The sequence below is a fragment of the Aquitalea sp. FG25 genome, assembly GCF_057809375.1.
Genome location: NZ_JBMDJV010000003.1, coordinates 26,408 through 48,158, shown reverse-complemented (window position 1 = coordinate 48,158; position 21,751 = coordinate 26,408). Strand labels below are relative to the sequence as shown.

At 51.3% G+C, this 21,751-nt stretch carries 32 protein-coding genes; 4 read left to right on the top strand and 28 right to left on the bottom strand.

Features of this window, described 5'->3' with window-relative positions:
* Positions 1–73: 73 nt before the first annotated feature.
* The 6 genes from ACODR9_RS03310 to ACODR9_RS03285 form a co-directional block, all read right to left on the bottom strand.
* Positions 74–280: a hypothetical protein gene (locus tag ACODR9_RS03310; RefSeq protein ID WP_488807596.1), complete on the bottom strand. Its 207-nt coding sequence runs from the start codon at positions 278–280 to the stop codon at positions 74–76.
* Positions 281–476: 196 nt separating this feature from the next.
* Positions 477–1,241 carry a hypothetical protein gene (locus ACODR9_RS03305; RefSeq protein ID WP_488807595.1) on the bottom strand — a complete coding sequence of 255 codons (765 nt, stop codon included), beginning with the start codon at positions 1,239–1,241 and terminating at the stop codon, positions 477–479.
* A 31-nt stretch (positions 1,242–1,272) separates the two neighbouring features.
* Positions 1,273–1,962, bottom strand: a complete 690-nt coding sequence (locus ACODR9_RS03300; RefSeq protein WP_488807594.1) for a hypothetical protein — start codon at positions 1,960–1,962, stop codon at positions 1,273–1,275.
* An 83-nt stretch (positions 1,963–2,045) separates the two neighbouring features.
* Positions 2,046–2,897, bottom strand: coding sequence for a hypothetical protein (locus ACODR9_RS03295; RefSeq protein WP_488807593.1), 852 nt, complete (start codon positions 2,895–2,897; stop codon positions 2,046–2,048).
* Positions 2,898–3,098: 201 nt separating this feature from the next.
* Positions 3,099–3,515 carry a hypothetical protein gene (locus ACODR9_RS03290; protein ID WP_488807592.1) on the bottom strand — a complete coding sequence of 139 codons (417 nt, stop codon included), beginning with the start codon at positions 3,513–3,515 and terminating at the stop codon, positions 3,099–3,101.
* A gap of 13 nt (positions 3,516–3,528) precedes the next feature.
* On the bottom strand, positions 3,529–4,374 hold the full coding sequence (locus ACODR9_RS03285) for a DUF4942 domain-containing protein (protein WP_488807591.1): 846 nt from the start codon (positions 4,372–4,374) through the stop codon (positions 3,529–3,531).
* A 264-nt stretch (positions 4,375–4,638) separates the two neighbouring features.
* On the opposite strand from ACODR9_RS03285, the gene ACODR9_RS03280 reads away from it, so the two are divergent.
* The 3 genes from ACODR9_RS03280 to ACODR9_RS03270 all read left to right on the top strand — a co-directional run bounded on the left by ACODR9_RS03280 (position 4,639) and on the right by ACODR9_RS03270 (position 6,022).
* Positions 4,639–5,136, top strand: a complete 498-nt coding sequence (locus ACODR9_RS03280; protein ID WP_488807590.1) for a hypothetical protein — start codon at positions 4,639–4,641, stop codon at positions 5,134–5,136.
* A gap of 53 nt (positions 5,137–5,189) precedes the next feature.
* Complete coding sequence (locus ACODR9_RS03275) at positions 5,190–5,516, top strand: hypothetical protein (protein WP_488807589.1); 327 nt, start codon at positions 5,190–5,192, stop codon at positions 5,514–5,516.
* A gap of 299 nt (positions 5,517–5,815) precedes the next feature.
* Positions 5,816–6,022 carry a hypothetical protein gene (locus ACODR9_RS03270; protein ID WP_488807588.1) on the top strand — a complete coding sequence of 69 codons (207 nt, stop codon included), beginning with the start codon at positions 5,816–5,818 and terminating at the stop codon, positions 6,020–6,022.
* A gap of 559 nt (positions 6,023–6,581) precedes the next feature.
* Here ACODR9_RS03270 and ACODR9_RS03265 read toward each other — a convergent pair.
* The 19 genes from ACODR9_RS03265 to ACODR9_RS03175 form a co-directional block, all read right to left on the bottom strand.
* Complete coding sequence (locus ACODR9_RS03265; RefSeq protein ID WP_488807587.1) at positions 6,582–7,019, bottom strand: hypothetical protein; 438 nt, start codon at positions 7,017–7,019, stop codon at positions 6,582–6,584.
* 551 nt (positions 7,020–7,570) lie between these two features.
* The gene (locus ACODR9_RS03260; RefSeq protein WP_488807586.1) at positions 7,571–7,912 is read right to left on the bottom strand and encodes a hypothetical protein; all 342 of its coding nucleotides are present in this window, start codon (positions 7,910–7,912) and stop codon (positions 7,571–7,573) included.
* A 611-nt stretch (positions 7,913–8,523) separates the two neighbouring features.
* On the bottom strand, positions 8,524–9,297 hold the full coding sequence (locus ACODR9_RS03255; protein ID WP_488807585.1) for a hypothetical protein: 774 nt from the start codon (positions 9,295–9,297) through the stop codon (positions 8,524–8,526).
* Positions 9,298–9,458: 161 nt separating this feature from the next.
* Positions 9,459–10,163: a YkgJ family cysteine cluster protein gene (locus tag ACODR9_RS03250; RefSeq protein ID WP_488807584.1), complete on the bottom strand. Its 705-nt coding sequence runs from the start codon at positions 10,161–10,163 to the stop codon at positions 9,459–9,461.
* A 58-nt stretch (positions 10,164–10,221) separates the two neighbouring features.
* Positions 10,222–10,719, bottom strand: coding sequence for a hypothetical protein (locus ACODR9_RS03245; RefSeq protein ID WP_488807583.1), 498 nt, complete (start codon positions 10,717–10,719; stop codon positions 10,222–10,224).
* 314 nt (positions 10,720–11,033) lie between these two features.
* Entirely contained in the window at positions 11,034–11,396 is a 363-nt protein-coding gene (locus tag ACODR9_RS03240) for a hypothetical protein (protein ID WP_488807582.1), read from the bottom strand.
* A 155-nt stretch (positions 11,397–11,551) separates the two neighbouring features.
* Positions 11,552–11,887, bottom strand: a complete 336-nt coding sequence (locus ACODR9_RS03235) for a hypothetical protein (RefSeq protein ID WP_488807581.1) — start codon at positions 11,885–11,887, stop codon at positions 11,552–11,554.
* Between the two features lie 106 nt (positions 11,888–11,993).
* On the bottom strand, positions 11,994–12,605 hold the full coding sequence (locus ACODR9_RS03230) for a hypothetical protein (protein WP_488807580.1): 612 nt from the start codon (positions 12,603–12,605) through the stop codon (positions 11,994–11,996).
* The gene (locus ACODR9_RS03225; RefSeq protein WP_488807579.1) at positions 12,598–12,894 is read right to left on the bottom strand and encodes a hypothetical protein; all 297 of its coding nucleotides are present in this window, start codon (positions 12,892–12,894) and stop codon (positions 12,598–12,600) included. Before ACODR9_RS03225 ends, ACODR9_RS03230 begins: the two co-directional genes overlap by 8 nt.
* Before the next feature lie 8 nt (positions 12,895–12,902).
* Positions 12,903–13,193: a hypothetical protein gene (locus ACODR9_RS03220; protein ID WP_488807578.1), complete on the bottom strand. Its 291-nt coding sequence runs from the start codon at positions 13,191–13,193 to the stop codon at positions 12,903–12,905.
* A complete protein-coding gene (locus ACODR9_RS03215; protein WP_488807577.1) occupies positions 13,175–13,639 on the bottom strand; it encodes a hypothetical protein in 465 nt (154 codons plus the stop codon). Before ACODR9_RS03215 ends, ACODR9_RS03220 begins: the two co-directional genes overlap by 19 nt.
* 54 nt (positions 13,640–13,693) lie before the next feature.
* On the bottom strand, positions 13,694–13,972 hold the full coding sequence (locus tag ACODR9_RS03210; protein WP_488807576.1) for a hypothetical protein: 279 nt from the start codon (positions 13,970–13,972) through the stop codon (positions 13,694–13,696).
* Positions 13,973–13,977: 5 nt separating this feature from the next.
* Complete coding sequence (locus tag ACODR9_RS03205; protein ID WP_488807575.1) at positions 13,978–14,691, bottom strand: hypothetical protein; 714 nt, start codon at positions 14,689–14,691, stop codon at positions 13,978–13,980.
* Between the two features lie 61 nt (positions 14,692–14,752).
* Complete coding sequence (locus tag ACODR9_RS03200) at positions 14,753–15,118, bottom strand: hypothetical protein (RefSeq protein WP_488807574.1); 366 nt, start codon at positions 15,116–15,118, stop codon at positions 14,753–14,755.
* Positions 15,119–15,237: 119 nt separating this feature from the next.
* Positions 15,238–15,690, bottom strand: coding sequence for a hypothetical protein (locus tag ACODR9_RS03195; protein ID WP_488807573.1), 453 nt, complete (start codon positions 15,688–15,690; stop codon positions 15,238–15,240).
* A gap of 1 nt (position 15,691) precedes the next feature.
* Positions 15,692–16,042 (bottom strand): hypothetical protein, encoded by a 351-nt coding sequence (locus tag ACODR9_RS03190; RefSeq protein ID WP_488807572.1) that lies wholly within the window; start codon positions 16,040–16,042, stop codon positions 15,692–15,694.
* A gap of 17 nt (positions 16,043–16,059) precedes the next feature.
* Positions 16,060–16,479 carry a DUF6283 family protein gene (locus ACODR9_RS03185; protein ID WP_488807571.1) on the bottom strand — a complete coding sequence of 140 codons (420 nt, stop codon included), beginning with the start codon at positions 16,477–16,479 and terminating at the stop codon, positions 16,060–16,062.
* An 83-nt stretch (positions 16,480–16,562) separates the two neighbouring features.
* A complete protein-coding gene (locus ACODR9_RS03180) occupies positions 16,563–17,204 on the bottom strand; it encodes a hypothetical protein (RefSeq protein WP_488807570.1) in 642 nt (213 codons plus the stop codon).
* Complete coding sequence (locus ACODR9_RS03175) at positions 17,201–18,628, bottom strand: Eco57I restriction-modification methylase domain-containing protein (RefSeq protein WP_488807569.1); 1,428 nt, start codon at positions 18,626–18,628, stop codon at positions 17,201–17,203. The genes ACODR9_RS03180 and ACODR9_RS03175 overlap by 4 nt, the downstream gene beginning before the upstream one ends.
* A 190-nt stretch (positions 18,629–18,818) precedes the next feature.
* Here ACODR9_RS03175 and ACODR9_RS03170 point away from each other — a divergent pair, with 190 nt between their 5' ends.
* The gene (locus ACODR9_RS03170; RefSeq protein ID WP_488807568.1) at positions 18,819–19,133 is read left to right on the top strand and encodes a hypothetical protein; all 315 of its coding nucleotides are present in this window, start codon (positions 18,819–18,821) and stop codon (positions 19,131–19,133) included.
* Between the two features lie 72 nt (positions 19,134–19,205).
* Here ACODR9_RS03170 and ACODR9_RS03165 read toward each other — a convergent pair whose 3' ends face one another.
* The 3 genes from ACODR9_RS03165 to ACODR9_RS03155 form a co-directional block, all read right to left on the bottom strand.
* Complete coding sequence (locus ACODR9_RS03165; RefSeq protein WP_488807567.1) at positions 19,206–19,478, bottom strand: hypothetical protein; 273 nt, start codon at positions 19,476–19,478, stop codon at positions 19,206–19,208.
* Positions 19,479–19,639: 161 nt separating this feature from the next.
* Positions 19,640–20,713 carry a hypothetical protein gene (locus ACODR9_RS03160; protein WP_488807566.1) on the bottom strand — a complete coding sequence of 358 codons (1,074 nt, stop codon included), beginning with the start codon at positions 20,711–20,713 and terminating at the stop codon, positions 19,640–19,642.
* Between the two features lie 168 nt (positions 20,714–20,881).
* Complete coding sequence (locus ACODR9_RS03155) at positions 20,882–21,658, bottom strand: restriction endonuclease (protein ID WP_488807565.1); 777 nt, start codon at positions 21,656–21,658, stop codon at positions 20,882–20,884.
* Positions 21,659–21,751 lie beyond the last annotated feature (93 nt).

The window sequence follows — 21,751 nt, the reverse complement described above, 5'->3', positions numbered from 1 at the left end:
GCAGTATCTAACAAATCATTTTTAATGCAAGCCGCTATCATTAGCAGGGATGTACGATTCGAATGGAATGACCTTAGAAAAGTTTTTCTCCGGTTTCAGGATCATATCTCCCTGGCACATCCTCTATCTCATAAACAATCAGCACGTCCGCCTTAGAGGCAATTCTTGTATAAAAACGAAATACACCATTGTCCCAGTTCCAATCGTGGACATAGTCCTCAAGGAAAACGTTCTTGAGATGAATGAGAATATGACCATCGAGAAAGTCATTCTCATCCATCAGCGTGGCAACACGAACAGGTTTCCGTGCAAGAGGAATACCAGTCCTACCGCAAACCTTAACGTCTCGCAGAATCTCAAACTAAAGTGCATGTAACATAAAAAATCCAAAAATTAATTCTTATCTATAGGTGCTAACTTAAATTCCACTAAAAACAAAAAAAGCCCTCTTTGAGGGCTTTTCTACGCTCTAGCCGTTAAGCGCTCGCGCTGGCACCTGCGATACGTCGCAACCGCTCTATTGCCGTCTCCCCGTCGGGCTCACTTGTACCAGCAGCAATCTTTCGGGCCTCCTCTACAGCATTGGCCCGATCAACCGGCTTCTGGCCGATATCGGCCAGTTGCTTTGTTGCCTCAGCCTCAACTGCCAACTTTGCGGCACGCGCATTGAGAGCGGATAGTGCAGTTGACGCACCACCAAGGCCACCCTTGAGTCGTTGAAGTTCGGTCTGATTCTGGAGACGCATTTCCTGGCGCTGCTGCTCCGCTTCGGCCTGTTCAATCTTTCGTTGAGCCTCCTGGGCATTGCGGTCAAAGTCAGCAAGATTCTTCTCAATGCCGTCCATTACTTGCTGCAACGTATCGACCAACTCCTGAGCCTCAACAACGTCCTGGCGCTCAGCAGGCAACTTAGACTTCATTGCTTCGAGATTTGCAGTGAACTCAGTCAATACGGAATCATCGACTTCACCTTTTTCGGCTTTACCGATCAGAACAATTGCAGCTTTCTCATCGTTCGCAATTGTGGCCTCAAGCTCATCCCGTTCCGCCACCTCGGCTTTCAGTTTGCTACGGGCATCTGCGAGAGATGTCGATATTTCCTTCATGCGTGCATACAACGCATCACGATCGACCTGAGTTGCCGTTTCAGGATCAAACGCGGCAATGGCTGTAGCCAGCCCGTCACCGGCTTTGCCGAAATGCTTCATGATCAGCGACATGCTCAATTTCCAGCCAGACATGCTCTCTCCTCTTTACGTGGGGCCCAGCCCCTTAGATGACCTTGACCTTCGATGACGGGATGGTTGTCCCAACGAAGAAATCAACAAACACTCTCGACGTTGGATGACCGTCTTGCGAATCGACGACGTTGAAAGTAATCAACAACTGCTCCACCTGGCCCCCGGCCAACTGTCGAGCGTAGGGCATGAACCACATCGAGGTGTGCATACCCTTTTCACCAAACGAATCGTCTATACGCACTTCTTCTGCGCAATAGGGGCTGACATAGTCCTCATCTCCTGGAGTATCGCGGCTGAATGAAATGCTTTCATGGCCGGCCAGTAGCTCACTACAAGCGGCGGCATCAAATCCGGCTGACATCAGTGACTCTCTACTCAAATCGTACTGTCGATCACCCAGCCCGTAGCCGTGGCCCATAAAAGCCAGCTGATCTTCTTCTGTGGTCGGTATTTGCCTCAGCAGATGCTGGAAAAGTGAGATTTCCGCTACTGACGATTCGTCACCGAAAAGCTGCACAAATGAGGCCCCCTCTCCTTTACGGTCTGGGCCAAGGTTGGTGTACAGCCGATACAGGCCCATGGGGTCGTCACCCGACATCACGAGATGCCCAATACCGACAATGATCTGCTGAGACGCAGAAGGGACTTTCAGCAAGGTGTGCTGAAGGACGGCAATTTCAGATCGCGAGACATCCAAAATTCCACCGATAGTGGCATTCATTGGCAACTTTTGCTCAGCCTCAGCCCCGATGACTCTCTTTTTTAAAACTTGCTTGGCTAGCGCTACTAGGCCCATGGACTTCCTCACAAACGGTAATTTGGATTGCGTTTAGAAGAACGCTTATGCGACTTCCAAGAACTGCGGATTGAGCTAACAAAGAGGCCGATGACGATTGCGGCTACAGCCCAAAGCAAGATGCGCAAGCACCACATCAATCCACTTGTCTCGTCCTTTGATTGGTCCTTCTCTGCCTGGCGTGGTTGCGTTGCAACTGTTGTGCCCGCATTGGAAGACTGGATAGGCGCATCCCGATACACGACGTTGGTCTCATGGATTCTCGGCGCCGTGTCTCGACCGATCATGAACCACATCATGTTTGTAATGACGCTAGAGTCGCTTCGGTCTTGTACATAGACATGGGTAGTAGTTTGCGAAGGGGCAACAGGTGCGGGTATCTGCGTTACCGGTCGGGTAGAGGTATCTGCAGTATGTGTGGTGGCAGACTGACTCGACTTGGCTGCTTCATAACCGGCCGTAGCACCTACAGCACCAGTTGCAATCGCTACCTTTGGAGACGTGAGCGTACTGACGGCCTGGTTGTTCTTAATGTTTTTCTGAACACCTGCAGCTACCGAGTTCTGACCGGCCTGGTATAGCGCAGAATTTGTCTGGGATGTCGCCGGCTTTGCTATCGAATATGAGTCCGCTGAACGGGACGGCGAACTGAATCCAGACGACTTGGGTGTGACGCTTGATGGAGTCGAGATCGAGCGCGTTGGTGTGCTTATCGTCGTTGTACGTCCGCCACTAGAAAAGCCACTACTCACCCCTGCAAATGCAACCTGGCCAAGCGCCATTGCGATGGTGGCGGATATGATCACCATTGCCATCGAGATCGGGTGGACCTTCACTTCTGCCTGCGATCCTTGCTTCAAGATTCTCTTTCCTTCCTGTTTTTGATACTTCGCAACCCGAGCCACGAAATAGACAGACCAAATGTCATTCCGGCAAACGAAGCGAAGAAAGAGTGCCGATTGGGAAAGAGAGAATGAATACCCAATCCAGCGCCTACTGCAGTTAGCAATGAGATGGTGTATGCCTCAGCCGCATCCCAGATGGAAGACTGAGACGGTGAGTCATCCATAGGCAATCCCCCATGCGTAGTCTTCACCCCGCCCAGTTGCCAGCGCAGAAATCAGCGTAAACACATAATGAGGATGTTCACGTATCCAGTTGTCGAGTTCTCCTAATCGCTCTTCAAGCAATGGCGCGGAAGCGCTGCCACTTTCACTACGGGCTTGGCTTTCCCACACGCCTACAAGGTCCCTCAGATCGGGATAGGAGATACCAACCAACTCGAAAATTCGCCCCCTGTAGAGCACTCCGACCGAATCCAACTCCATGCGCGACAAGAGCCTGCATACCTCACGAATTACATGAACCTTCCCGTAACTGTCACAGGCTTTCTTCTTGAATCGCAGACGCATGGCAAACATGTAAGACCCCATCAGAATGATCAGTGCGGTTTTACAGAACAGTTCCTTGCTATTCAATTTTTCCGCAAAATCATGCCCATGCCACTGTCCCGGCCCTGGCCTTGGATTTGTCTCGTTTGGCAGTGGATGCATCCGGAAGCGCGGAATGAAATTCTGCAGCAAGCATGGCATTCACACGCTCAAGCAGATCAAGACGTTTGAAATTGACGTGGGCAGTCCGTGAAGTACGATGCAAAGTGATGTACAGGTAATCTGTATCGAGGCAACTTTTGTCTTCTGATTCAGATAAAAGCATGTACGTCCGTCGCGTATGATCTGGTTCTGGCTGTCCGTCAAGCATGCAAAAGACACGGACCAAATCATCAATCTTGTCAAAAACTTCATGAGACAAAGTCTGCCATGGAGGTCGCGAGAATGCGTTATTTAGAATCACCTTTTTGCCCAGCGACCAGACACTGTTCGTTGCATATTTATGATTCAGCCGTCTAAAAACGTTTACCACGCCACGTCTTAGAAGCGTATTTCTCTCACCATAAATCGAGAGAAATAGATCTCGTACATTCTGTTCAGAAAATTCCGGAGTTTTCTTCCCGCGAATCGTAGCATCCCACTCAGCTCGGGCTTCCTGATCCATAAATGAGCGTAGGCCACTCTTGATCAACATCAAATCCCACATTTCCGCATGGATATTTTCAATCGATACCTGAAGCCAGTTCTGATTGGTGAGAAGTGACAGCGCCTCTCTACTAGGCGGAGAAAGCGCTCTGTTGAAGTGGTACTCACTAAGTCCAAGCTCACATAGTGCTTTCCTCGCCTCAATCAAGGTTGCAAATGCCTTAGTAATTTCACTTACGCCAGCGCTGACCTTCTCCAAATAGTCCTTCAAATCTAACGACCCAATGATTGCTGACTGCATAGCACGCCCTTCCAAAACTTCAGCCTACCGTAGTCGGACGCGAATGCAAGCTTCAGGGAAGACCAGAAAAACAACCTGTAATTATTAGGTGGAACGCGAATCCGTGCGTCATACATTGAAATGTCATGTAAGCCAGCGTAAATTTAAAGATCAACTGCTGTACTCGTAGCCATAGGCTGCACTTACCCTGAGTTTGCTAAGCAAGTTCAATCACCCACTGGGACCAATGCCCGGTGGCATGGTCTATCACTACGGAGAAAGACCATGGATCTAACCCTGACCTCTCGCGACCTAACAGTCGAAGAAGTTATAGCCCTACTCCCTGCTCTGGCGAAGGATGCGAACAGCGGGTGCGGGCTTGTTTACGAAGTGTTCGAGCGCAACCTATCGGTTGCCATCGATAAGGCTGTTGCCCATTTGCCTGCATATGAGCAGCAATACGTTACAGCCGTAGCCAGAAATTCTGTTGGTTATTTAACACCTACAGAAAGACATAAAGAAAAGCTTGAGATGGAAGCGGATGGTTTATGTATTCATGGCCTTGATGAAATGACTTGCCCTTGTGGCTGTTTTGAGGGCGACGATGAAAGCTTCGATCACATGTTTCATGAGAGTGAAGATTGTGATTTTATTACTGCAGCTCATGTAGAACTTGATAATCTGTTTCTCGATATTGATTATCAAGCTGGCGTAAAAGCATGGGATGCAATTATTGAAATTGAGAGGCTTGCGGATAAATACCGTGAGCATTATAACATTTAACCGTTTTGAATAAGCATGCTTTGCATGCCGTGAACTACTCTACTGAGATGATCATGGAAGAAATAAAAAGAAGACCTCCCGGTAGAAAGCCGGGGGTCAAACCTGGGGGGACTTTAAACTCCACCTCAGTTAAATCTAAGCGCGAGGACATTAAAATCACTGAAATGACGACCAAGGATGTATTTCAGCACATCAAAGGTAAGAATTTCTCAGTTTCTGATACAAAGTGGTTGATTGTCAGAAAGCTTGAAGTACTGAGAGCTAACTTGGCAAACAATGACTATTCAGATGTTCCGTTGCCCCTGCCAGACCATGAGGCCCGGATCTACATCCAATCCTCTATCAGTGCCCTAACATGGGTGTTGAATAACCTTCCTTAACCTTCCTGCCGGACTAACGTCCGGCAGCCCCTCCTTGCTCTCCATCTCCACGCTTCTCAGCGCAGTTGATACCATGTTAGAAGACCGGTATTCGATCTGATGCATCACGTCGCTCCATTGGGAGCACCGACACATGCTGATAGATAGCACTCCTGATGGGTGATGCAATTTGTCCATCCAGCAATCCGATTGTCAGACCGGTATCTTGAATATACTTACTGCATGATTTCGTCGATTTGTGGCTTCGGGAAGTAGTCTATGTATCATCTGCTCATGTTCACTACGAAATGTGCTTCTCGATGATCCCGAAGTCCAAACTCAAAATCGCCATCAAGAGCGTGGCTATTGCGGCCATCATCGCCCTGGCCATCAAATACATTCTTATCGCCTGCGGCGTTGCTCTCTGCGCTGTTCTTTCGGTTTTCCTCCTGGACTTCAAAGATGATTTGATGCAAGAACGGAAAAACCGAAAGGCGGAGCGACAAAAGCCGCTCCCTGAAAAGTAGGAAAAAAAGACCCGACAAGGGTCTTTTTCATTTCTGGCTAGTCGCCTTTGGCTGGAACTGTATTCCAGCCTCCTGCGCACTCTGAAAAGTAGGGATAGTACTTTTTGTTTGCCTGGCAGTAGTTCCAGACATTTCCATTACAGGCCTGTGCGGTCTCCCCTGCATTAGCGGCAGGGTATGAAGTCATCGAGCTTGCGGGAGTGGCTTGCGGAGGGTTCGGTGGTAGAGCAGTGTCTTGTGCTACCGGGCTTGCCTCATCCGCCTGGGATTGTGCCGGGGCTGCAGCTGGGGCTCTGATTGGTGGTAACCACAATGCAGCAGGCGTGGGTGCTGGCATTGTTCTTCTGGGGGGGCACCAATAGTCAGTACCGACAACCTGGCATACACTCAATGCATGCATGCTAAGGGCAATCAGATACCTTCCCCACAACTAACCCAGCAATATGCCCCCTCATACATTATTTTGACCACTCTCCCATAATGTACGGCCATATGCATTACCCATTTCTTCCCTGGCCAAAAAAAAAGGAGCCTTTAGCTCCTTTTAAAATTACCCGTCTTATTCTTTGTTGCGCGTAAATTTGTATTTGACATTCTGGTGATTGGAGTAGTACATCACATCATTCTTATCATCATACATCATGAATTTGTTCGTAGAATGCGATGCCATAACCATCTCATTTTTGTCGAATTTTTCATTAGGTGACAAATTGAGATTAAAGTTGTCGAATTGCTTGTTAAGTGTGCCACGAATTACATCCTTATCCTTCGTAGGCTCAATAAGAAGCACATCAACTTCTGACCCATTTTTGCTGTACCACGGACCTTTGATTTTCTCAAAATCAACTTTGTTGGCAAATGCCGAAGCCTGGGCAGGTGCGGGGGTCGTTACAGTATTCGGTTCTGCTGTCTTGGCTCCGTCTTGATTGCAGGCAGTCAGAGATAAAGCGATTGCTACTGCAGAAACTGCAAGCAGGGATGTCTTCAGATTTTTCATTTTTCCAACTCCAAGTTTATTGAGATGGGCAAAGATTAAATTAGATTAAAAATAATGCAACCCCACCTGCAGATGTTGACAATGTAAAGATGGGTAAGGAGCAAGACCCGGCTACTTAACTGCCCTGATGTTCACAGGGATTTCTATCCCATCGGGCGGGGTCAGAATCATCACTGCCTGATCGGCGTGCATTTCAGGATAGACGACCCACCCTTCGCTAGTTCCCTCTGTAGCATCTTGGATACTCCTTACGACCCAACCTGCCGTATCTTGAAGTCGTACGTTAAGAAACTTGTCAGAGCTTATGCAAATTGCCTTGCCTATCTCGATTGCTAACTTCTGGGGTGTGCCCTGATCGATTGTAGCTTGGACAACTTTCTCGATAGAGGTTTTTTGGCATTCGCGCCCTGAAGCGATTGAGCTTAGAGAAAGAAGAGCAGCCATGAAGCTTATGGCTATCTTGGGGATTTTCATTTGTTGGAGCGTGGAATAAAAAACCAATAGTGTCGGTCCACACACATCAAATCAAATTTTTGACAAAATCATCAAGCTCAAGCTGGCAGTACATACATTACCTGGGAGATCATGAATGCGATGCCGGCAACCCGATGATGGAGCGCAATTTCTTCCGATTTGATATGTGCCCTTACCGCAATAGCTAGGGATTCTTTGACATCAGCAAAGGACTCACCTTCGAATGCCTCTGTCAATGTCACCTTCCCGTTAGGGATATTTTTACCGTGGCATAGTGCACTGGATATTTTCGCGTAGATGTTGGTTTCTGGGTTATGGAAATCAGCAGGAATCGTTTCGATTGGGGCAAGTAGCCTCGTCGTACCGAAGGCGAGTTCTATGCTACTTATCGATCTTAGCGTTGAAATGTTCAACTGCATTCCCTAACACCAGACTTCACTTGCGATGCCCTTTTCAGCCCATTCACGATGACTCCAGTTGAGGTCAGCTTCATAGTTTTCAGATCCAACTCCCCCACAATCGTGACGACACATTGCCCCTGAAGGCAGCTGTATTCAGCCTGGGCCCGCCGCAAAGTCTTCGCGCCGAGCATTGAGCTAAGTACGCCAGTTTGGGTCCGAAATTCAATGTGAAGTGACTTCAATCCAGTAGTCGGCACATCAAGAAAGTCTGCAAAGTTTGTGGCCACAGCCCTGACCCGCAGTACTCCGCAATTGACTGGTTGAGTCGCACGTACCCTCAAGGCTGCCCGGGTCTGCTCAGAAGGGTGTGACCGATGGGGAGATACACTGCCATCAAGGTTGTACCGGAGATGCGTTACGGAGACCTGTTCGAGATAGTCGGAAGATTCCGTATGCCGAATAAAGGCATGGACATGGACTCTGTCACTCGGATCAAAAACGCCTGCTGCAGCCATTTGACGCCTAATGTCGCGGTCCAATGGAAGACAATCGCGAAAGACCGTGAATCGGCCCTTCCAGCCGTCAAGAACCGGGTTCCACAGATTGCTAGGGACTTTACTCACCGCAGGTCAACTCGCGCCGACAAGGTGTTTACTGTCATGGCGCTGATATGCCGCACTTCTTGCCGAGACAGATATCAGAGGCTCAAGAATCTCACCACTAGTCATATCCAGACCACCAGATATAGTCACCTGCGCATTACCCTTGAGGTCAGTGAAGTGTGACTGGGCCTTGCGGAAACTTTTTGCTTTCAGCTTAGCTTTGACCTGGCCGCTCTCAGTTGCGAAGACTACATCGATCTCACGCACGCCAATTGTCTCAACCTGGCAGTATTTCTCGAAATCGGCAACAGCAAGACGCACTTTCAACGCACCAGCTTGAATCTTCAGCAAACTCAATTCTTTGGTCCCTTCATCCTGAAGGCTATTCAGCCCCCATTTAACCTCGTGTGACCTGGCCAGTCGCGGAATTACGCCCTGAGCCATCATTGCAGCAGTCTCTTGAGTGTATTTGCCAATGATGTGCCTGGCAGGGTTACCATTGAGGTTAAACCTGCATCCACCTTTTGCTAAAAGCTTGAGATATGGACGTGAGCGCGTATGTCGGAACAGTGCATACAGGTGTACTGGATTCTGTGGGTGCAAGTGACCGCCAAGGATCATCTGTCCGACAATATCATCTGCCAAGGGGCTCATTCGGTTGAAGACCCCAATGTCTCTGCACCACTGCGCCCTGACAGCACGCCATTCAGAATCTGGAATACCTACAAAGTCTTTTGTGGCGTGCAACAGTTCTGATTCGATCGTCCCATCACCACCATTTGCAAGATGCGAATTACTCACTACAGATCACCTAAGGCAATGTATTCCACTAAGATAAACCCATGTTCTCACAACAGAATTCATAGTCAATTTTTCAGCGAAATCGCATGCCCAGCCTGCAATATTTCACAAAAAAACCCGCCATGCTCTGGCGGGCTTTATTCCGGTATCGAGGTGCTTGCTTACAGCAATTCGTCGTCGCCACCAAGCACCTTGCAATCCTTCACATCAGGGAATGACTTCTTCCCTCCCCGGTATCGCTTCAGCGAGGACTTATTATTCAGCGCCGAAAGGACACCGGCACCAAGCTCATACATCAACGGATCGGCCTTCGCCGAAATCAGCACCTGGTTGAGCACAAGCCGGATGCCACTTCTCATCGCCTCGACATAGCCATGAGTACTACCATTTGAAGGATTGGATGGATTTGCGAATGTTGTAGCACAGGATGAGCGGTCTACCGCTTCATGATGAGTACGGCAGCTCATTGGTCGTAGCGGGTAGATGGAGCACTTCTTGGACTCTAGGAAGGGGCATGCATTGTTCGTGCGCATCTGCTGTGCCGGCCCGAGTGATTCGACGCGCTTTACATGCTCCTGGAGCCTGGCCATCAAAGCAGAATATCTTGCATGGTCATACCCGCTTATGTATTCAGCGATAGCCAGTATTTCTGGAGCGCTGGCTACAACACGGTAGTGGCAGCACATGTCGCAACCGGGCACACATTGGATTGGTAGAAGCTCCTGATGCCTTGAAATCGTTTTATCTACGATCTGGTAGATCTTCCGTGCTACTTGGGCAGGCTCGGCCATTACCTTCGCGGTGAGCACTTCCTGAGTAGTGTGCATGGTCTGAAGCGCCAGCTGCTTCTCTGATTCGGAAAACATGTGATTCTTGCTTCGTTGTGGGTACGCGAATCATACAGGACGAAAACGCGATGGCTACTCATGAAGCGCGTACATCTCTTAGAACATCATTGGCAACCATCAGCATTACCTTGATCGCCATGTCTGGCTCTCGGGGTAGCTGATAGCCAAAGCGCCCGACTATTCGACTTACTTGGGCGCGTAGATCTGTCGCGTTATCCCGGTCACCGGGCACCTCAATACCCCACTCCCGCCGGCCGCTCAGGATATAGGGTAAGGCCTGAGCTAGCACAGCAAGATCAGGATGGCCACATTCTGCATCGATCAGGTCAGCCATACGCTGGATGACGTATCGCATATCGCACAGAATCTCATGCCGCGAACGGCTAACCTCTGCGTACGATGCTTTCGCGACTTCCATCTCTTCTTCAAGCCGCTTTATCTTGTCTCTCAAGGCAGCGTGACCATCATCCGCGACTACCGGTTCTGTCCGGCGCACAGGCCACCAGCAAGGCAAAACACCCAGTGCGATCGCCTCCAGCAGGCACACCATGCCCCACAATTCGTTACCTATCATTCGCGGCCACTCAGAAGGTGCTGCACGATCAACTTGCGAGTGTGGCGGTACTTCCATCCTCTTCCCTGAAGTGACCACGTCCTGGCCTTCGCCTGCCTTGAACCACGCTGGTCCCGCAGCCTCATTTCGAGATGGCCATCGACAACCCGGCTAAATAAACGGCCAGAAAAGCCAGTTATCTTTATTCGCATATGTACCCCTTTGTGTAGATCGTAATTTTCCGCTAACCATCTGTCTCCTTCAACCAAACCGACAAATCATCATGGTTAATTAAAGAAAAACCCCGCCGTAGCGGGGTTTAGGGTGAAGTTGCTTTACGGTTCCAAGATTACTCCCTTGGTAACCGCGTAGTAATTGAGCCGAATGTGTTGCAGTGCCTCAAAATTCGTATCACGGCGCGATTCGAAATGGAAGGCTGATTTTCCATCATCAATTTGATCGATGCCAATGGTCATGCACGGGTAGCTTAATCCTGCACGCTCTCCATCCATGTATCGAGCCATGCAGATGCACTTCATCGAGTAGTCCATCTTGTACCCGATTTCCGCCAGCATCTTCTTCAACTCAGCAACCGAAACCCGGATGCCTGTTGTATCCGGATTTGCAGAACGATAAGCCAACTCATTAGCCAGCGGATCGTTGATCTGTTTGTGGGTATTGGTTTGGGTGGTTGTCATGGTCAAGCCTTGAAAGTGCGAGACCAACCCCATGCGGGAGAAGGTCCCGATGGGTCAAATATAGAGGGTAAGTGCAACTATTCAGTCGCGGGTACTGCAGAAGGAATTCCCAAATTAACAGACTTAGCCCTGGGCGACCAGCCTGGTGCTCAATTTCATGCCTTAACAATGCCGCCGGCGCTTGATATTGCAGATAGGACGGCGTCCATAAGGTGAGGCCTCACCTCCACGACAAGCGTTTTGCATACCCGCTTGTTACGCCAGTCCGTAAAGGCTTCAGATAAGGTCTTGTCGTAGTCATTCCCCATCACGTAGCCATTCTCCACCTCCACCTCAGCCCCGGTCGGTATTGCCCGAATAGCCAGTTCGGTAACAGGTTTACCGTCCACGAACAAACAGACGCCATGCGAGAATTTGTCTCCAGTCCAGAATGCCTTATCGGCGATGAAGTCTCTGAACTCGGCTCCAGTGGTAGTGACAGATACGGCCATGATGTACTCCTGATTTCGTTGGGCCGTATCCTAGCAATTCAGAAAACGAATGCAATTTAATGGCAAATTTATTCAGATTCTGTGGTGTGTTAGCCAACAGCTGTATTCATTCACCACGGCCGGGATGCACCCAGAAATTAAGCTTGGGGTATACAGCAGTATTCGGTTGCCCCATGCGCTTCCGGGCAGAAGTGAATCCGGATGCCTGGAGCCCATTGATGCCGAAGTATGAGCCCATGCGCAGCGCAAACTTGATGTCCTCCCCTTTGCCTCCGAAGGCATCGGCTCCCCAAAGCAATTCGTCGGGAAGGTCTATATGCTGTGCTGCGGCATACTGCCATGCTGTCGCCTCAACATCAGAAGATTGCATGCCAGCGCGGCAAACGGGGCACTCCGGGTATTCCATCAGGCCGGATTTATGGTCATCCATATGGGCCATGGCCGCATCGAACAGGCCTTTGAGATTGCCGGACGCATGAGGCCAGAACTCACGGGGCAATACGCACAAGTGCCCTGCTTCGTGAAGAATATCGCCTGGAATCACCTTTGCTACGTCCACATGCAAGACGCCAGCCTTGATGATAATGGCCGGCAGAAAGCAGTCTGCTTCTTGCTGATCTTGCATCTCGACGACTTCGACTCCGATGGTCGTGAGAAAGTCGATAACACGTCTGGTCCATTCAAGCCGAGTTGAGTGATCTTGCCCTTGCTTACTCATGCTCTACGGTGCCGTGCGGATGAAGGTCAGTGTTACCACCATGGGCCTGGGTCTTCATCAGCTTATGCAGGGCCTGCAACTCGGGACTGAGGCCCTGGCATTGAGAAGCTGCAGATTCACCCTGCTCCCCTATGTGCTTTTCCAGCAGTGCCATTGCAGCCAGCTCAATCGCATGTAGCCGCTCCAACTCAACCACCGCTTGAGGATGGAATCCCGGCGCTCCAAGGCCACCAGCGTGGCTCTGGCCTTTGGTTCGATGGAATGAAAGCAGCTCCAGTAGTATCGACATGCGACCTCCTAAATGACCAGATCTGCCCAGTTCTCTGACGGGGGGGCTCCGTCGCTTGTATCGAGCATCCACATCGCAGCATTCAGGGCCTCTTCCAGAACATTATCTGCAAAGTCCGGATCATCCTCGTCACCCCACCGCTCATAAATCTGGGGCTCACGCATTTTCCCCTGCAATACTTCTACCTGGGCATCGATCGCAGCATGATGGTCTGCACCAAATACATTGGTCTTGCGAACAGAGGGCTTTATTGCGATCAGTCGTGCAATTTCCTGATCAATTACGGTTTGGTCGAGCATGCTTCTGGCCTTAAAAGTGACATGGGAATAGGCGGCACATCCTGCAAAGCTACACCGGTCTCAAACGCAAAGAGCCAATCGGGATACCTGAATATCTCAGGGTTCTCCTCACCTCGCGGTGTATAGATCTGTGCCGGTGTTGGGTGAAAAATGCCGTGGGGCACGGAGGGATCATCTCCAAACCACATCCTGGCTCTTTGATCCCAAACACGGCCATCCTCAAGGACAATCCAGAAGTGGGGTGCGAAATGGCCAAGGCCTTCTATTTCCAGCTGCCCACCGAATATACGGTGGGGAATTTCCTCCCGAAGCAACAGGCTGGATATGACGCGGCACATACCATCACACTCAACGCGCACCGAGTCGAGGAAACTGAGAAATGATTCAGGGGAATCGTCTACGGGCAACGTGGCCTTGAGCATGGCTATCAAAGACATTTTTTGCATTTATCTAACGTGAATGCAGCAAGTTTTGCAAAAAACTGATTTTATGCAAGCCGATCACTCGTCGTACCAACGTGACCGTGCTGCCGGGAAAATTTCTCCGCATAGCGTCCTGATAACGATCTTCTCGGGAAGCTTCAATCGCGCCGCGATGGCAGGCACCGACAAGCCCTCATCGTAGCTCTGAAACAAGCGATGAATCTCGATGGCCTGGTCAAAGGTGATTCCCTCGAAGTCCGGCTCCCGTGGATACCCATCAAATTCTATGCGAGGCTTGCTGGTGTCCGGCCCACCCTCTCGTCGCTGGCTAAACGAAACTTTGATAACGGTGCCCATAGTTCTCACTTGGCTGAAGATGCGGAAACTTTGGCCGGCTCACGCTCAATCTTGGTGGACTGACGCATCATGTCCTGCATGGCAGATGCAATGGCCTGGCTCTTGCCTTCAGTGTACGAAGGCCATGCCACAATCGGGTGTGAACTGAACCTGTCCACCATGAACAGATCGTTGTCGGGGCAGCGATAACTGGCCACATTGGCGTTAACGTCACTCACCAGCAGCACCTCTGACTTGCAACCCAGACTCTTAAATGCCGGGACATCACTCATCGCTCTCACGAATACCACGCCAGCGTCCTTGCTGCCTGGCACGAAGAACCGAAGGTGATCAATCACCACGGTCCCCAAGTAGGCTGAAAACAAAAGGCCAAGTACTGAGGGGCCAATCGAGAAGAAGCCGGATGGCTTCATAGCGTGGCGATAGAGCTTGATGCCAAACATAACCGTAAGTAGCAAAGAGGCTGCTGCCCACAAGTAAATGTCGATGTTGGAGTTTGACGTGGGCATGGCATTGCTTTTCTCAACCTGTGCCATCAAGAGGATGTCGCGGAAGAAAGGCAAAATGGTTAAAAGCCCGCCAAGCATAAGCAGAAATGCGAGGCCGGACTCTCGCATATCAAGGCCCTGCCCCTTCAACACGCCTTGCCAAACTACGTTGCGGAACAGTCCACCAAGCACAATGAGTTGCAGGGTCAGGATCGAGAAAATCAGCAGCATGTTTCGTATTTCTGGCTGCGCTATGCCCAGCCCTATTGTTGGTTGATGTGGAAGTTTACGCTCAGCAGCCCATCCGGCGCTCTGCATCGACCTCTGCCGAAAGCATGGCGTCGTAACGACGGGTATTTTCCTGGTATGCGATAGCAGCCTTCTGGCGCTCGGACAGCTCACGCGCCTCATCAACCGTCTCTACCACGCGAAGACCTTTGCACTCTGGGCAACATATATCGTACTCGCCGGCCAAATAGCGCTGCTTGTCCTCTTCCTCAGGAAACGCACGATCAAACTCATTGGCGGTGAAACCGTTGGCGAAGGCTGGGTTTTCGACCTTGCCTTTACCCTCACAGGTAGGGCACACAACGTACTTGGACGGAACTTCTACCAAATCCCCGTCCTCATTCTCAATCATCAAAATGTTTGCAGCCATCGAAATCTCCAAATCTTCAAAGGACTCGGTTGAGCGTACTCCCCGCCTTCGGAGATGCAAGTTTTGCTCTTGCGCTTCACCGGAAAAAGAAAAGGCCGCAAGTGCGGCCTGTCTGTCGCCTAATTCGAGCTAGGCTCGTCCGGTCTGGCCTTCCGTGATTCCTGGCAGTATTCATTAACCCAAACCAGCAACTTCTTATCGCTGACTCTGCGCCACGGGCGTACGTCAAGCCCCATCTTCATCACGTTCTTGCGCATGGCAAGAATTTCACGAACCGTGAAGTAGGTGGAAGCAGCTAACAGGACAATCAGCACCACGAACAAAATCCGGTAGAAATCCGTTGACGCGTCCGACGCAATCCAATCTACAAAACCGTTTACTCCGCGGAGAACAGAGCCTGCCATGGACTTAGTGACAGCCGCACCTAACACCATGATGATCAGGTTCATGGCACCGATCAGCAATTTACGGAGTTTCTGGTTCACCACGTCCTTGTACTGGAGAAGCATCACTTTGTTGGCATCACTGAGACTGATAAATGCCTCTTTGCTAACGGTAGTTGAAGTGGCCATTTTAAGCTTTCAAAGGTGAAGGTGAATTGTGCTGGTTACAGTACAGCTGGTGGACTCCCAACGTGACCATCATTACATAGCTCAAAACCACAATGGCAATGACGAAGAGTACGGTGACTTGATGCAGGCCGGTGCCTGCTTCCGGCACCACCCCGGACAGCCACACATAAAGGGGCTGCAGAACTTCGCGCCATCCGAGCACCATTGCCATGATGTGGCTGGAGATACCGAAAATCATGCAGAAAAAGTCCTGTGCATCATCCGGTCGATCCGCCGTCTCCAGCGAGGAAGATCGCCATTGAAACCAGATGCCAGTCAGGCTGAAAATCACAAAGTAGATTGCTGGAAGCATTAGCACATCCCCTCAAATTAACGGCACGGTCCCAGAACGGGGTCGTCCGGCGATACACCATTAGCGATGGCCATATCCCGATAGCTGTCGTGCAACTCAACACCGCCATCCGTCACATCATCCTTGATCCGGCCACGCATACGGCCAATTCGCACCAAGAGGTTATGGTCACTGCCACGAAGAAGAAAACCAGCGCAAGTTGCCGGTTTTTTGATGCCTGAGTCATGGCAACCGAAATGGCTAGTGGACATGTCATAAGCAGTTTTGGCCGACTCTCGAAACGCTCCTTCAGGGAAGACACCAACAGCATCTTTCCGCCACGGGCAGTCTGGGCATGGTTTCTTACGGTAAGTACCTCTTCCGCCTTCAACTGTAACGACCTGGTGACCAGCATCAACAGGCGCGATCTTTGTGATTACTGGATATCTCTTACCCATTTGCCAAAACCCATATGTCGTATCGATGCCAAATCGTATCGCAGGATACCCGCAATGCAAGTCCGCGTGAAGCACGCTCGCGACTACGAGCGGAGAAGTAGCTCAGCTTCTGTCTGCGAAAGTCGGAACGCAATGGCCAGCTGGGCGATAGGTGCCGACACCCTGTCTTCAAAGAAAACCCGGCGTCCATGCTCAAACAGTTTCCACGGATGTTCTTCCGGCAATTCCGCCAACAGACGGGCGTTCTCCTTAGCGTCGTCACCATCATCCACATAACGCATGATGCCACTCTCATTACCAACTGCAGGGTCATCGCCTCCATCAATGGCATGTGCCCAGCGTAGGAGCCTGTCGGCATCCTCCTCGGCCTCATTTCGGCTTGTCATGTCCATGATGGGCGTGCGCAAGCCAGAAAGAGGACTTTGCAGGAGAGGTCTGAGTGCCGCCGGAATTTCCGTGTCGCCACACAGAACATTGAAGAGCCACAAGGCAGACTGCTCCGGAAAGTCCCGCACGTAAACTGCATTGACCCCTACGCATACCTTGAATTCCTTGGCCCAAACGGCTGCGCCCGAGTTCTCAACTGTCGCGCCCGCATCCGGCTTTGACCATTCACCGCACCAGTCCGTTGGACTTGTCTTGGGCCAACCTTCCATAACAGGCGAACGTGCTCGGCACTGACCGGTTGGTTTGTCCCAGACTCGACATTGAATACAGGTGGTCATACGTTACTTTCTGGCGTATTGCCATGCGTTGTGCAGTTGGCCAGCGGCATCTTGCGTAGCAGCGTGGCAGATAGTTGGAAATAGTCATTTTCTAGCCTGGGCGCGTGATCACGAACCCATTGCATCGCCACCGGATGGCGCAGGGCCTCACTGATCTCGGCAAGCTGGGCCTGCGAATCGCACTGAATGGCAAGCTGGTGACTGATGGGGAGTCGGCCTGGTGCGAGTTCGATAGGGTTGATGCTGGAAAGAATTCGCGGAAGAACAAGCATGGGCTTCTCCAGATCCCAGCTATGAAAACCTTCTGGTGGCATCCATGGACTGCCCTGCTTCGCACGGCTACTCTGCCGCGCCTGCGAATCGAGCAGATGACGCTGCACTGTTTCATGTGGAACAGTGCCTGGCGCAGTGCAGATAGCAAAGCGCGAGGGTTCAGCGAGTCCATCCTTACTCCAGTCACCCGGAGCCAGTACCGGAACAACAGAGCCTGCCGGCAGGTTGCTAGCCACTGTGGCATCTACCAGAAACACGCCATCTGTACCCAGCCATGGTGCTAACTTGATTTCCGCCACTTCACCAAGCTTGAGCATGTCTGCGTACGCATTGCTCTCGACACCCGGATAGATAGGCTGGTCGGTTAGCTGGTGCACTGCTGCTGGGTCGTTACAGTCGGCAAGGATCACCGCGACAGGGTGTACCCGTGGAGGGGTGCCAGCTGTGCGATTTTTTGGCCGGAAGAAAGCCGATTGGCAGTCCAACCGTTCCAGCAACGTGATAGCCAACGTGTGGCCAATTCGAGCGCGCAATGTTCCGGCCTGCTTGTTGATCAGCCAGCGGTCACTTGTGACGAAGCCAATCCGCCCGCCCGCCTTCAGACACGTTACACAGCGATCAAGAAAGCTATGCAGCAGGTCCGCTGCGGCGTACCCCGGCACGATTGGCTCGTATAGCTGGCGCAGAAGCGCCGGAACCTTGAGCCAACGCAGGTACGGAGGATTGCCGGCAATAATGTCCCAGCGTGGCGCTGTGGGGCCGTCTGTCAGGAAGTCGGCACAAACAACCATGCGCTCCGAGACGCGGCGGGAAACATCTGCTTGATACCCTGCCAGCAGCAACCGGGTAGCGATACGCTGGCGGGCCTCATCGCATGCCCCGGGGTGAATCTCCCAACCTTCCAGCACTTGGAAGTCTGACTCATCCAGCTTTCCACTGGCCTCCAGCAGGCGTTCTAGTGCGCGAACGAGGAACATGCCATTACCACTACTCGGATCAACCAGTGTCTTGCCGCTGGCCGGCCAGCTGAGTTTGTCCAGCAACTGATCGACTACCGGCTCAGCGGTGTAGATGGCCGTTGCGGCATGCAGTTCATCTACTGCGTCCTGGAGTGGATCTTGCAGGAAGAGATTGGTCTGGGTGAATTCCATGAAAATGACTCGCGCACATTAGAGGCCAGCACCGCAGGTAGTGCCCCCTGGTTGGTAGTGCGAAAAAGGTATTACAGGCTGAAACAAATGCAAGCCCATCGATATATAACTTGATTCATTCAGCACAGACAGATAGCCGGGTACATTGAGAAGGCTCTTAGCCAGACATCTACATCAAGGACACCATTTCATGCGCCTGAAATTCTTCCAACACCCCGCTACCCTCTGCGTAGCAGGCCTCATGCTGGTGCCCTCCTTGGCTAGTGCCCAAGACAAAAGAATGACTCTTTCTTGTAACTTCCCATCTGGTGAAACCTACGATGGAGAAGAATGGATTAAGGGGAATTGGGTATGCAAGATTAATGCTGAGAAAGGCAATTTCCTTGATTATGTATCCGATGGTCTAAACGCGATGTGGCATGCAACTGATGGGTTCTATGAAATTCTTTACAATAGAGGGGGCACAGTGAAACGCGGCGGTGTCCAATACAACATGCTGCATTGAGCCCTGCTCTAAGATCAAAAAAGGTGAGAAGCTTTTCTGAACGGCACCCTGGATTGAGATGAAATCGAGTGACTAACTCAGATCTTCATCTCTTGCCACCTGATCATTGAATTCAGCGATATCGCACAGGCGGCGAACGCAGAGGTAGACCCATCCACCGGCTGCAAGCGTCAAAAGCTCAGTGGTGAAAACGCTGAAGTTCCGAACGATGAACATCATTGTGCCGGCACCAAACTCAGGGCATCGAGCAATAATGTCCTTACAGCCAAGTGAGGCGAAGTAGCAAAATGCGGTAATGCAAAAGGCCCCAAGCACCTCACCGTACTTAAGGAAAAAAGACTTCATAACGCCTCCAAATAACCTTGACCGTCCGATTCATTCGCACGGTCATCTAACAGGCCACGACTGTACCCAACCAGCATTCATCATTCAAGAAAACCACTAAATCACTACAGAGACTTACAAGGAAAAACCCGCCAAATGGCGGGTTTTTGGGTTACTACTGGTCACAGCTTGATGATCACATAATCATCAGGGGTAATGCTTTTCCGTTTCTTCAGTTCAGACTTGATACCGGCCTTGGTAGGTCGAACCATGTACAGGCTGATGAACTGGTCATCGCTACCACCCTCAGGATGAATGTAAGCATCCACCCGGTGTGTGTAGCCCTTGGCTTTCATCGCGGCATCTTGCTCGGCAAGTTTCGCGTTGTCCTCTTGCTCAGCCTGCTCAAACTCAGCCTTCAGCCTGGCAAGACGACAAACCTCGCACTCATTCTCGTCGTGATACTCGTTCTTCAGCTTGGAGAAGGCCGGCTTACCGCACTTCGGGCAAGAAACCACCCGGCATTTCGAGGCAAGGGACAGCATGTCTTCGACGGTTGTAACCTGATAGTTCACCTTCTTGGTGTGGTGAATTGCACGTTCCATTGTCGCGTTGATGGTGACCTGGATCTGCAAGCCATAGTTGTCATTCATCCACGAGCAGGGACTGACAGAGATCGAAACTGCGTGGCCGTCAATGTCCGTCTGAAGGTTAACCCGTGACAGATTAGCCTCAAGCTTCTCCGCGACTTTCAGTTCGCTATAAGAGGACAGGTCCGACTCGAAGATGGCAAATTGCCCGCCGTTACCCGGTAACGCAGTGTTGAAGAGCATTTCGACAAGGTTGGTGGCAGGGTTGACGGTCACCGCCATGGCTTTGATTAGAACCGGGCGGTCTTCGTACTCTGCCATAGCTCGGTTGGCCTGGATGCGTTTCGTCGAAACGATACCCGAGGCCCAACTACGTACCGAAGCAATCGCCTCTGTTCCGGCCAACTCGCACGCCGGCAGGTATTTCCCATCAGCGAGAACGTCCCAATCGACAGTACCAGCATGGAAACCAGTAACATTGCCCACATACATCGTAGGCCAAGCTTCGACCATGATTGCTACTTTGCCGGGGGCCAGCAGGATGACTTCCCCATCGCTCACTTCTCCACTGGACTGAACGTGGTCGTAAGCCGATGCAGGAGACAGGCCGATCAGGTTGTGCACCTTGATGCCGTTGATAGTGGAGATGGTGATATTGGTGGCCATGACTACATCCTTTGCAAGATGGAACCATGACCCAAAGGGCGCATGGTCCCTGAGGGTTGAGGTGCTGGTGTGTGCCAGCGGGGTAATTGCGACAAATGCCGCGACTGCATAAGAGCGCCCAGTCTAACCTGGGCGTTTGGTCTAAACAACGATCAGTTGCATGGAATATCAGTTGGTGCCAAATACGATATCGGATACGTCTTCGATACGGAACAACTTGTGCAGATCGTGAGCATGAAGCAAGCCGACCTGGTTCGCTCTAGCCAACTCTCGGGCCGGCCCGGTATACGAACTGGTGGTCACGACAATCGCTGAATGCGCATCGACAAAGGCCCTGCCAGCGACGATCTGTTGTACCGCTGCATTGCCTACCGGACTACTGAAACGCTTGCACTGGATTGCCAGCTTCTTGCCAAATCGCGTGGCGATAACATCGACCCCTTGATCTCGGGACTTGGGTGTAAGGGAAATATCCCATCCGTTTTTCCGTAGCACTTCAGCACAGTACTGTTCAAATGCTTCGGGGGTGAGGCTACCCAGCGAATCACCCTGCTTGAACACAGCGCCTGGTGCCTTCGGATTCACGATGGATCGTGTCACCAGTGGCCTTTCGTATTCCCGCGTTGCATCTTTGACTTTGGCAACACGTTTTGATCGCCTTGTGCCTGGCTTCCACTTCCAGCGTTTGTTGGGCTGACGTGCAGTCCATGCGCCCCACCTGCGACGCCCCGCAACAACCTCGTACACCGTGATAGCCAGTGCGATGCCAAGAGCCAGCATGAGCATGTGATAGAAAGCGAAGGCGAGGCAAAGGGGAAGCAGCACGGTTTGAGGCTGGCGACGAAAAAGGACGCTGGCGACTACGACAGAGATCAGCAGCATTCCTATATGCGAAAGTGCGCCAGAAAAGCAGAGGAAGACGAAAAGGGCGAGAAAGATGGGCATTGCCAGACTCAGGAACTGAAAGCTCGATTCTGGATTGTCGGTAGGCCCAAATCAAAGGAACGGCGAAATCATGGGCCGGCGGAATGCCGACCC

Excerpts from the sequence above, each read along its gene's own strand:
- ACODR9_RS03185 (WP_488807571.1), bottom strand. The coding sequence starts at position 16,479 with ATGGGTAAGAGATATCCAGTAATCACAAAGATCGCGCCTGTTGATGCT.
- ACODR9_RS03205 (WP_488807575.1), bottom strand. The coding sequence starts at position 14,691 with ATGCTGCTGATTTTCTCGATCCTGACCCTGCAACTCATTGTGCTTGGT.
- ACODR9_RS03240 (WP_488807582.1), bottom strand. The coding sequence starts at position 11,396 with ATGACAACCACCCAAACCAATACCCACAAACAGATCAACGATCCGCTG.
- ACODR9_RS03310 (WP_488807596.1), bottom strand. The coding sequence starts at position 280 with ATGGATGAGAATGACTTTCTCGATGGTCATATTCTCATTCATCTCAAG.
- ACODR9_RS03265 (WP_488807587.1), bottom strand. The coding sequence starts at position 7,019 with ATGAAAAATCTGAAGACATCCCTGCTTGCAGTTTCTGCAGTAGCAATC.
- ACODR9_RS03190 (WP_488807572.1), bottom strand. The coding sequence starts at position 16,042 with ATGCTTCCAGCAATCTACTTTGTGATTTTCAGCCTGACTGGCATCTGG.
- ACODR9_RS03230 (WP_488807580.1), bottom strand. The coding sequence starts at position 12,605 with ATGAGTAAGCAAGGGCAAGATCACTCAACTCGGCTTGAATGGACCAGA.
- ACODR9_RS03155 (WP_488807565.1), bottom strand. The coding sequence starts at position 21,658 with ATGCCCATCTTTCTCGCCCTTTTCGTCTTCCTCTGCTTTTCTGGCGCA.
- ACODR9_RS03280 (WP_488807590.1), top strand. The coding sequence starts at position 4,639 with ATGGATCTAACCCTGACCTCTCGCGACCTAACAGTCGAAGAAGTTATA.
- ACODR9_RS03245 (WP_488807583.1), bottom strand. The coding sequence starts at position 10,719 with ATGATAGGTAACGAATTGTGGGGCATGGTGTGCCTGCTGGAGGCGATC.
- ACODR9_RS03195 (WP_488807573.1), bottom strand. The coding sequence starts at position 15,690 with ATGGCCACTTCAACTACCGTTAGCAAAGAGGCATTTATCAGTCTCAGT.
- ACODR9_RS03200 (WP_488807574.1), bottom strand. The coding sequence starts at position 15,118 with ATGGCTGCAAACATTTTGATGATTGAGAATGAGGACGGGGATTTGGTA.
- ACODR9_RS03165 (WP_488807567.1), bottom strand. The coding sequence starts at position 19,478 with ATGAAGTCTTTTTTCCTTAAGTACGGTGAGGTGCTTGGGGCCTTTTGC.
- ACODR9_RS03220 (WP_488807578.1), bottom strand. The coding sequence starts at position 13,193 with ATGCTCGACCAAACCGTAATTGATCAGGAAATTGCACGACTGATCGCA.
- ACODR9_RS03175 (WP_488807569.1), bottom strand. The coding sequence starts at position 18,628 with ATGGAATTCACCCAGACCAATCTCTTCCTGCAAGATCCACTCCAGGAC.
- ACODR9_RS03275 (WP_488807589.1), top strand. The coding sequence starts at position 5,190 with ATGGAAGAAATAAAAAGAAGACCTCCCGGTAGAAAGCCGGGGGTCAAA.
- ACODR9_RS03270 (WP_488807588.1), top strand. The coding sequence starts at position 5,816 with ATGATCCCGAAGTCCAAACTCAAAATCGCCATCAAGAGCGTGGCTATT.
- ACODR9_RS03215 (WP_488807577.1), bottom strand. The coding sequence starts at position 13,639 with ATGCAAAAAATGTCTTTGATAGCCATGCTCAAGGCCACGTTGCCCGTA.
- ACODR9_RS03250 (WP_488807584.1), bottom strand. The coding sequence starts at position 10,163 with ATGTTTTCCGAATCAGAGAAGCAGCTGGCGCTTCAGACCATGCACACT.
- ACODR9_RS03235 (WP_488807581.1), bottom strand. The coding sequence starts at position 11,887 with ATGGCCGTATCTGTCACTACCACTGGAGCCGAGTTCAGAGACTTCATC.
- ACODR9_RS03260 (WP_488807586.1), bottom strand. The coding sequence starts at position 7,912 with ATGCAGTTGAACATTTCAACGCTAAGATCGATAAGTAGCATAGAACTC.
- ACODR9_RS03170 (WP_488807568.1), top strand. The coding sequence starts at position 18,819 with ATGCGCCTGAAATTCTTCCAACACCCCGCTACCCTCTGCGTAGCAGGC.
- ACODR9_RS03225 (WP_488807579.1), bottom strand. The coding sequence starts at position 12,894 with ATGTCGATACTACTGGAGCTGCTTTCATTCCATCGAACCAAAGGCCAG.
- ACODR9_RS03180 (WP_488807570.1), bottom strand. The coding sequence starts at position 17,204 with ATGACCACCTGTATTCAATGTCGAGTCTGGGACAAACCAACCGGTCAG.
- ACODR9_RS03210 (WP_488807576.1), bottom strand. The coding sequence starts at position 13,972 with ATGGGCACCGTTATCAAAGTTTCGTTTAGCCAGCGACGAGAGGGTGGG.
- ACODR9_RS03300 (WP_488807594.1), bottom strand. The coding sequence starts at position 1,962 with ATGAATGCCACTATCGGTGGAATTTTGGATGTCTCGCGATCTGAAATT.
- ACODR9_RS03285 (WP_488807591.1), bottom strand. The coding sequence starts at position 4,374 with ATGCAGTCAGCAATCATTGGGTCGTTAGATTTGAAGGACTATTTGGAG.
- ACODR9_RS03305 (WP_488807595.1), bottom strand. The coding sequence starts at position 1,241 with ATGTCTGGCTGGAAATTGAGCATGTCGCTGATCATGAAGCATTTCGGC.
- ACODR9_RS03160 (WP_488807566.1), bottom strand. The coding sequence starts at position 20,713 with ATGGCCACCAATATCACCATCTCCACTATCAACGGCATCAAGGTGCAC.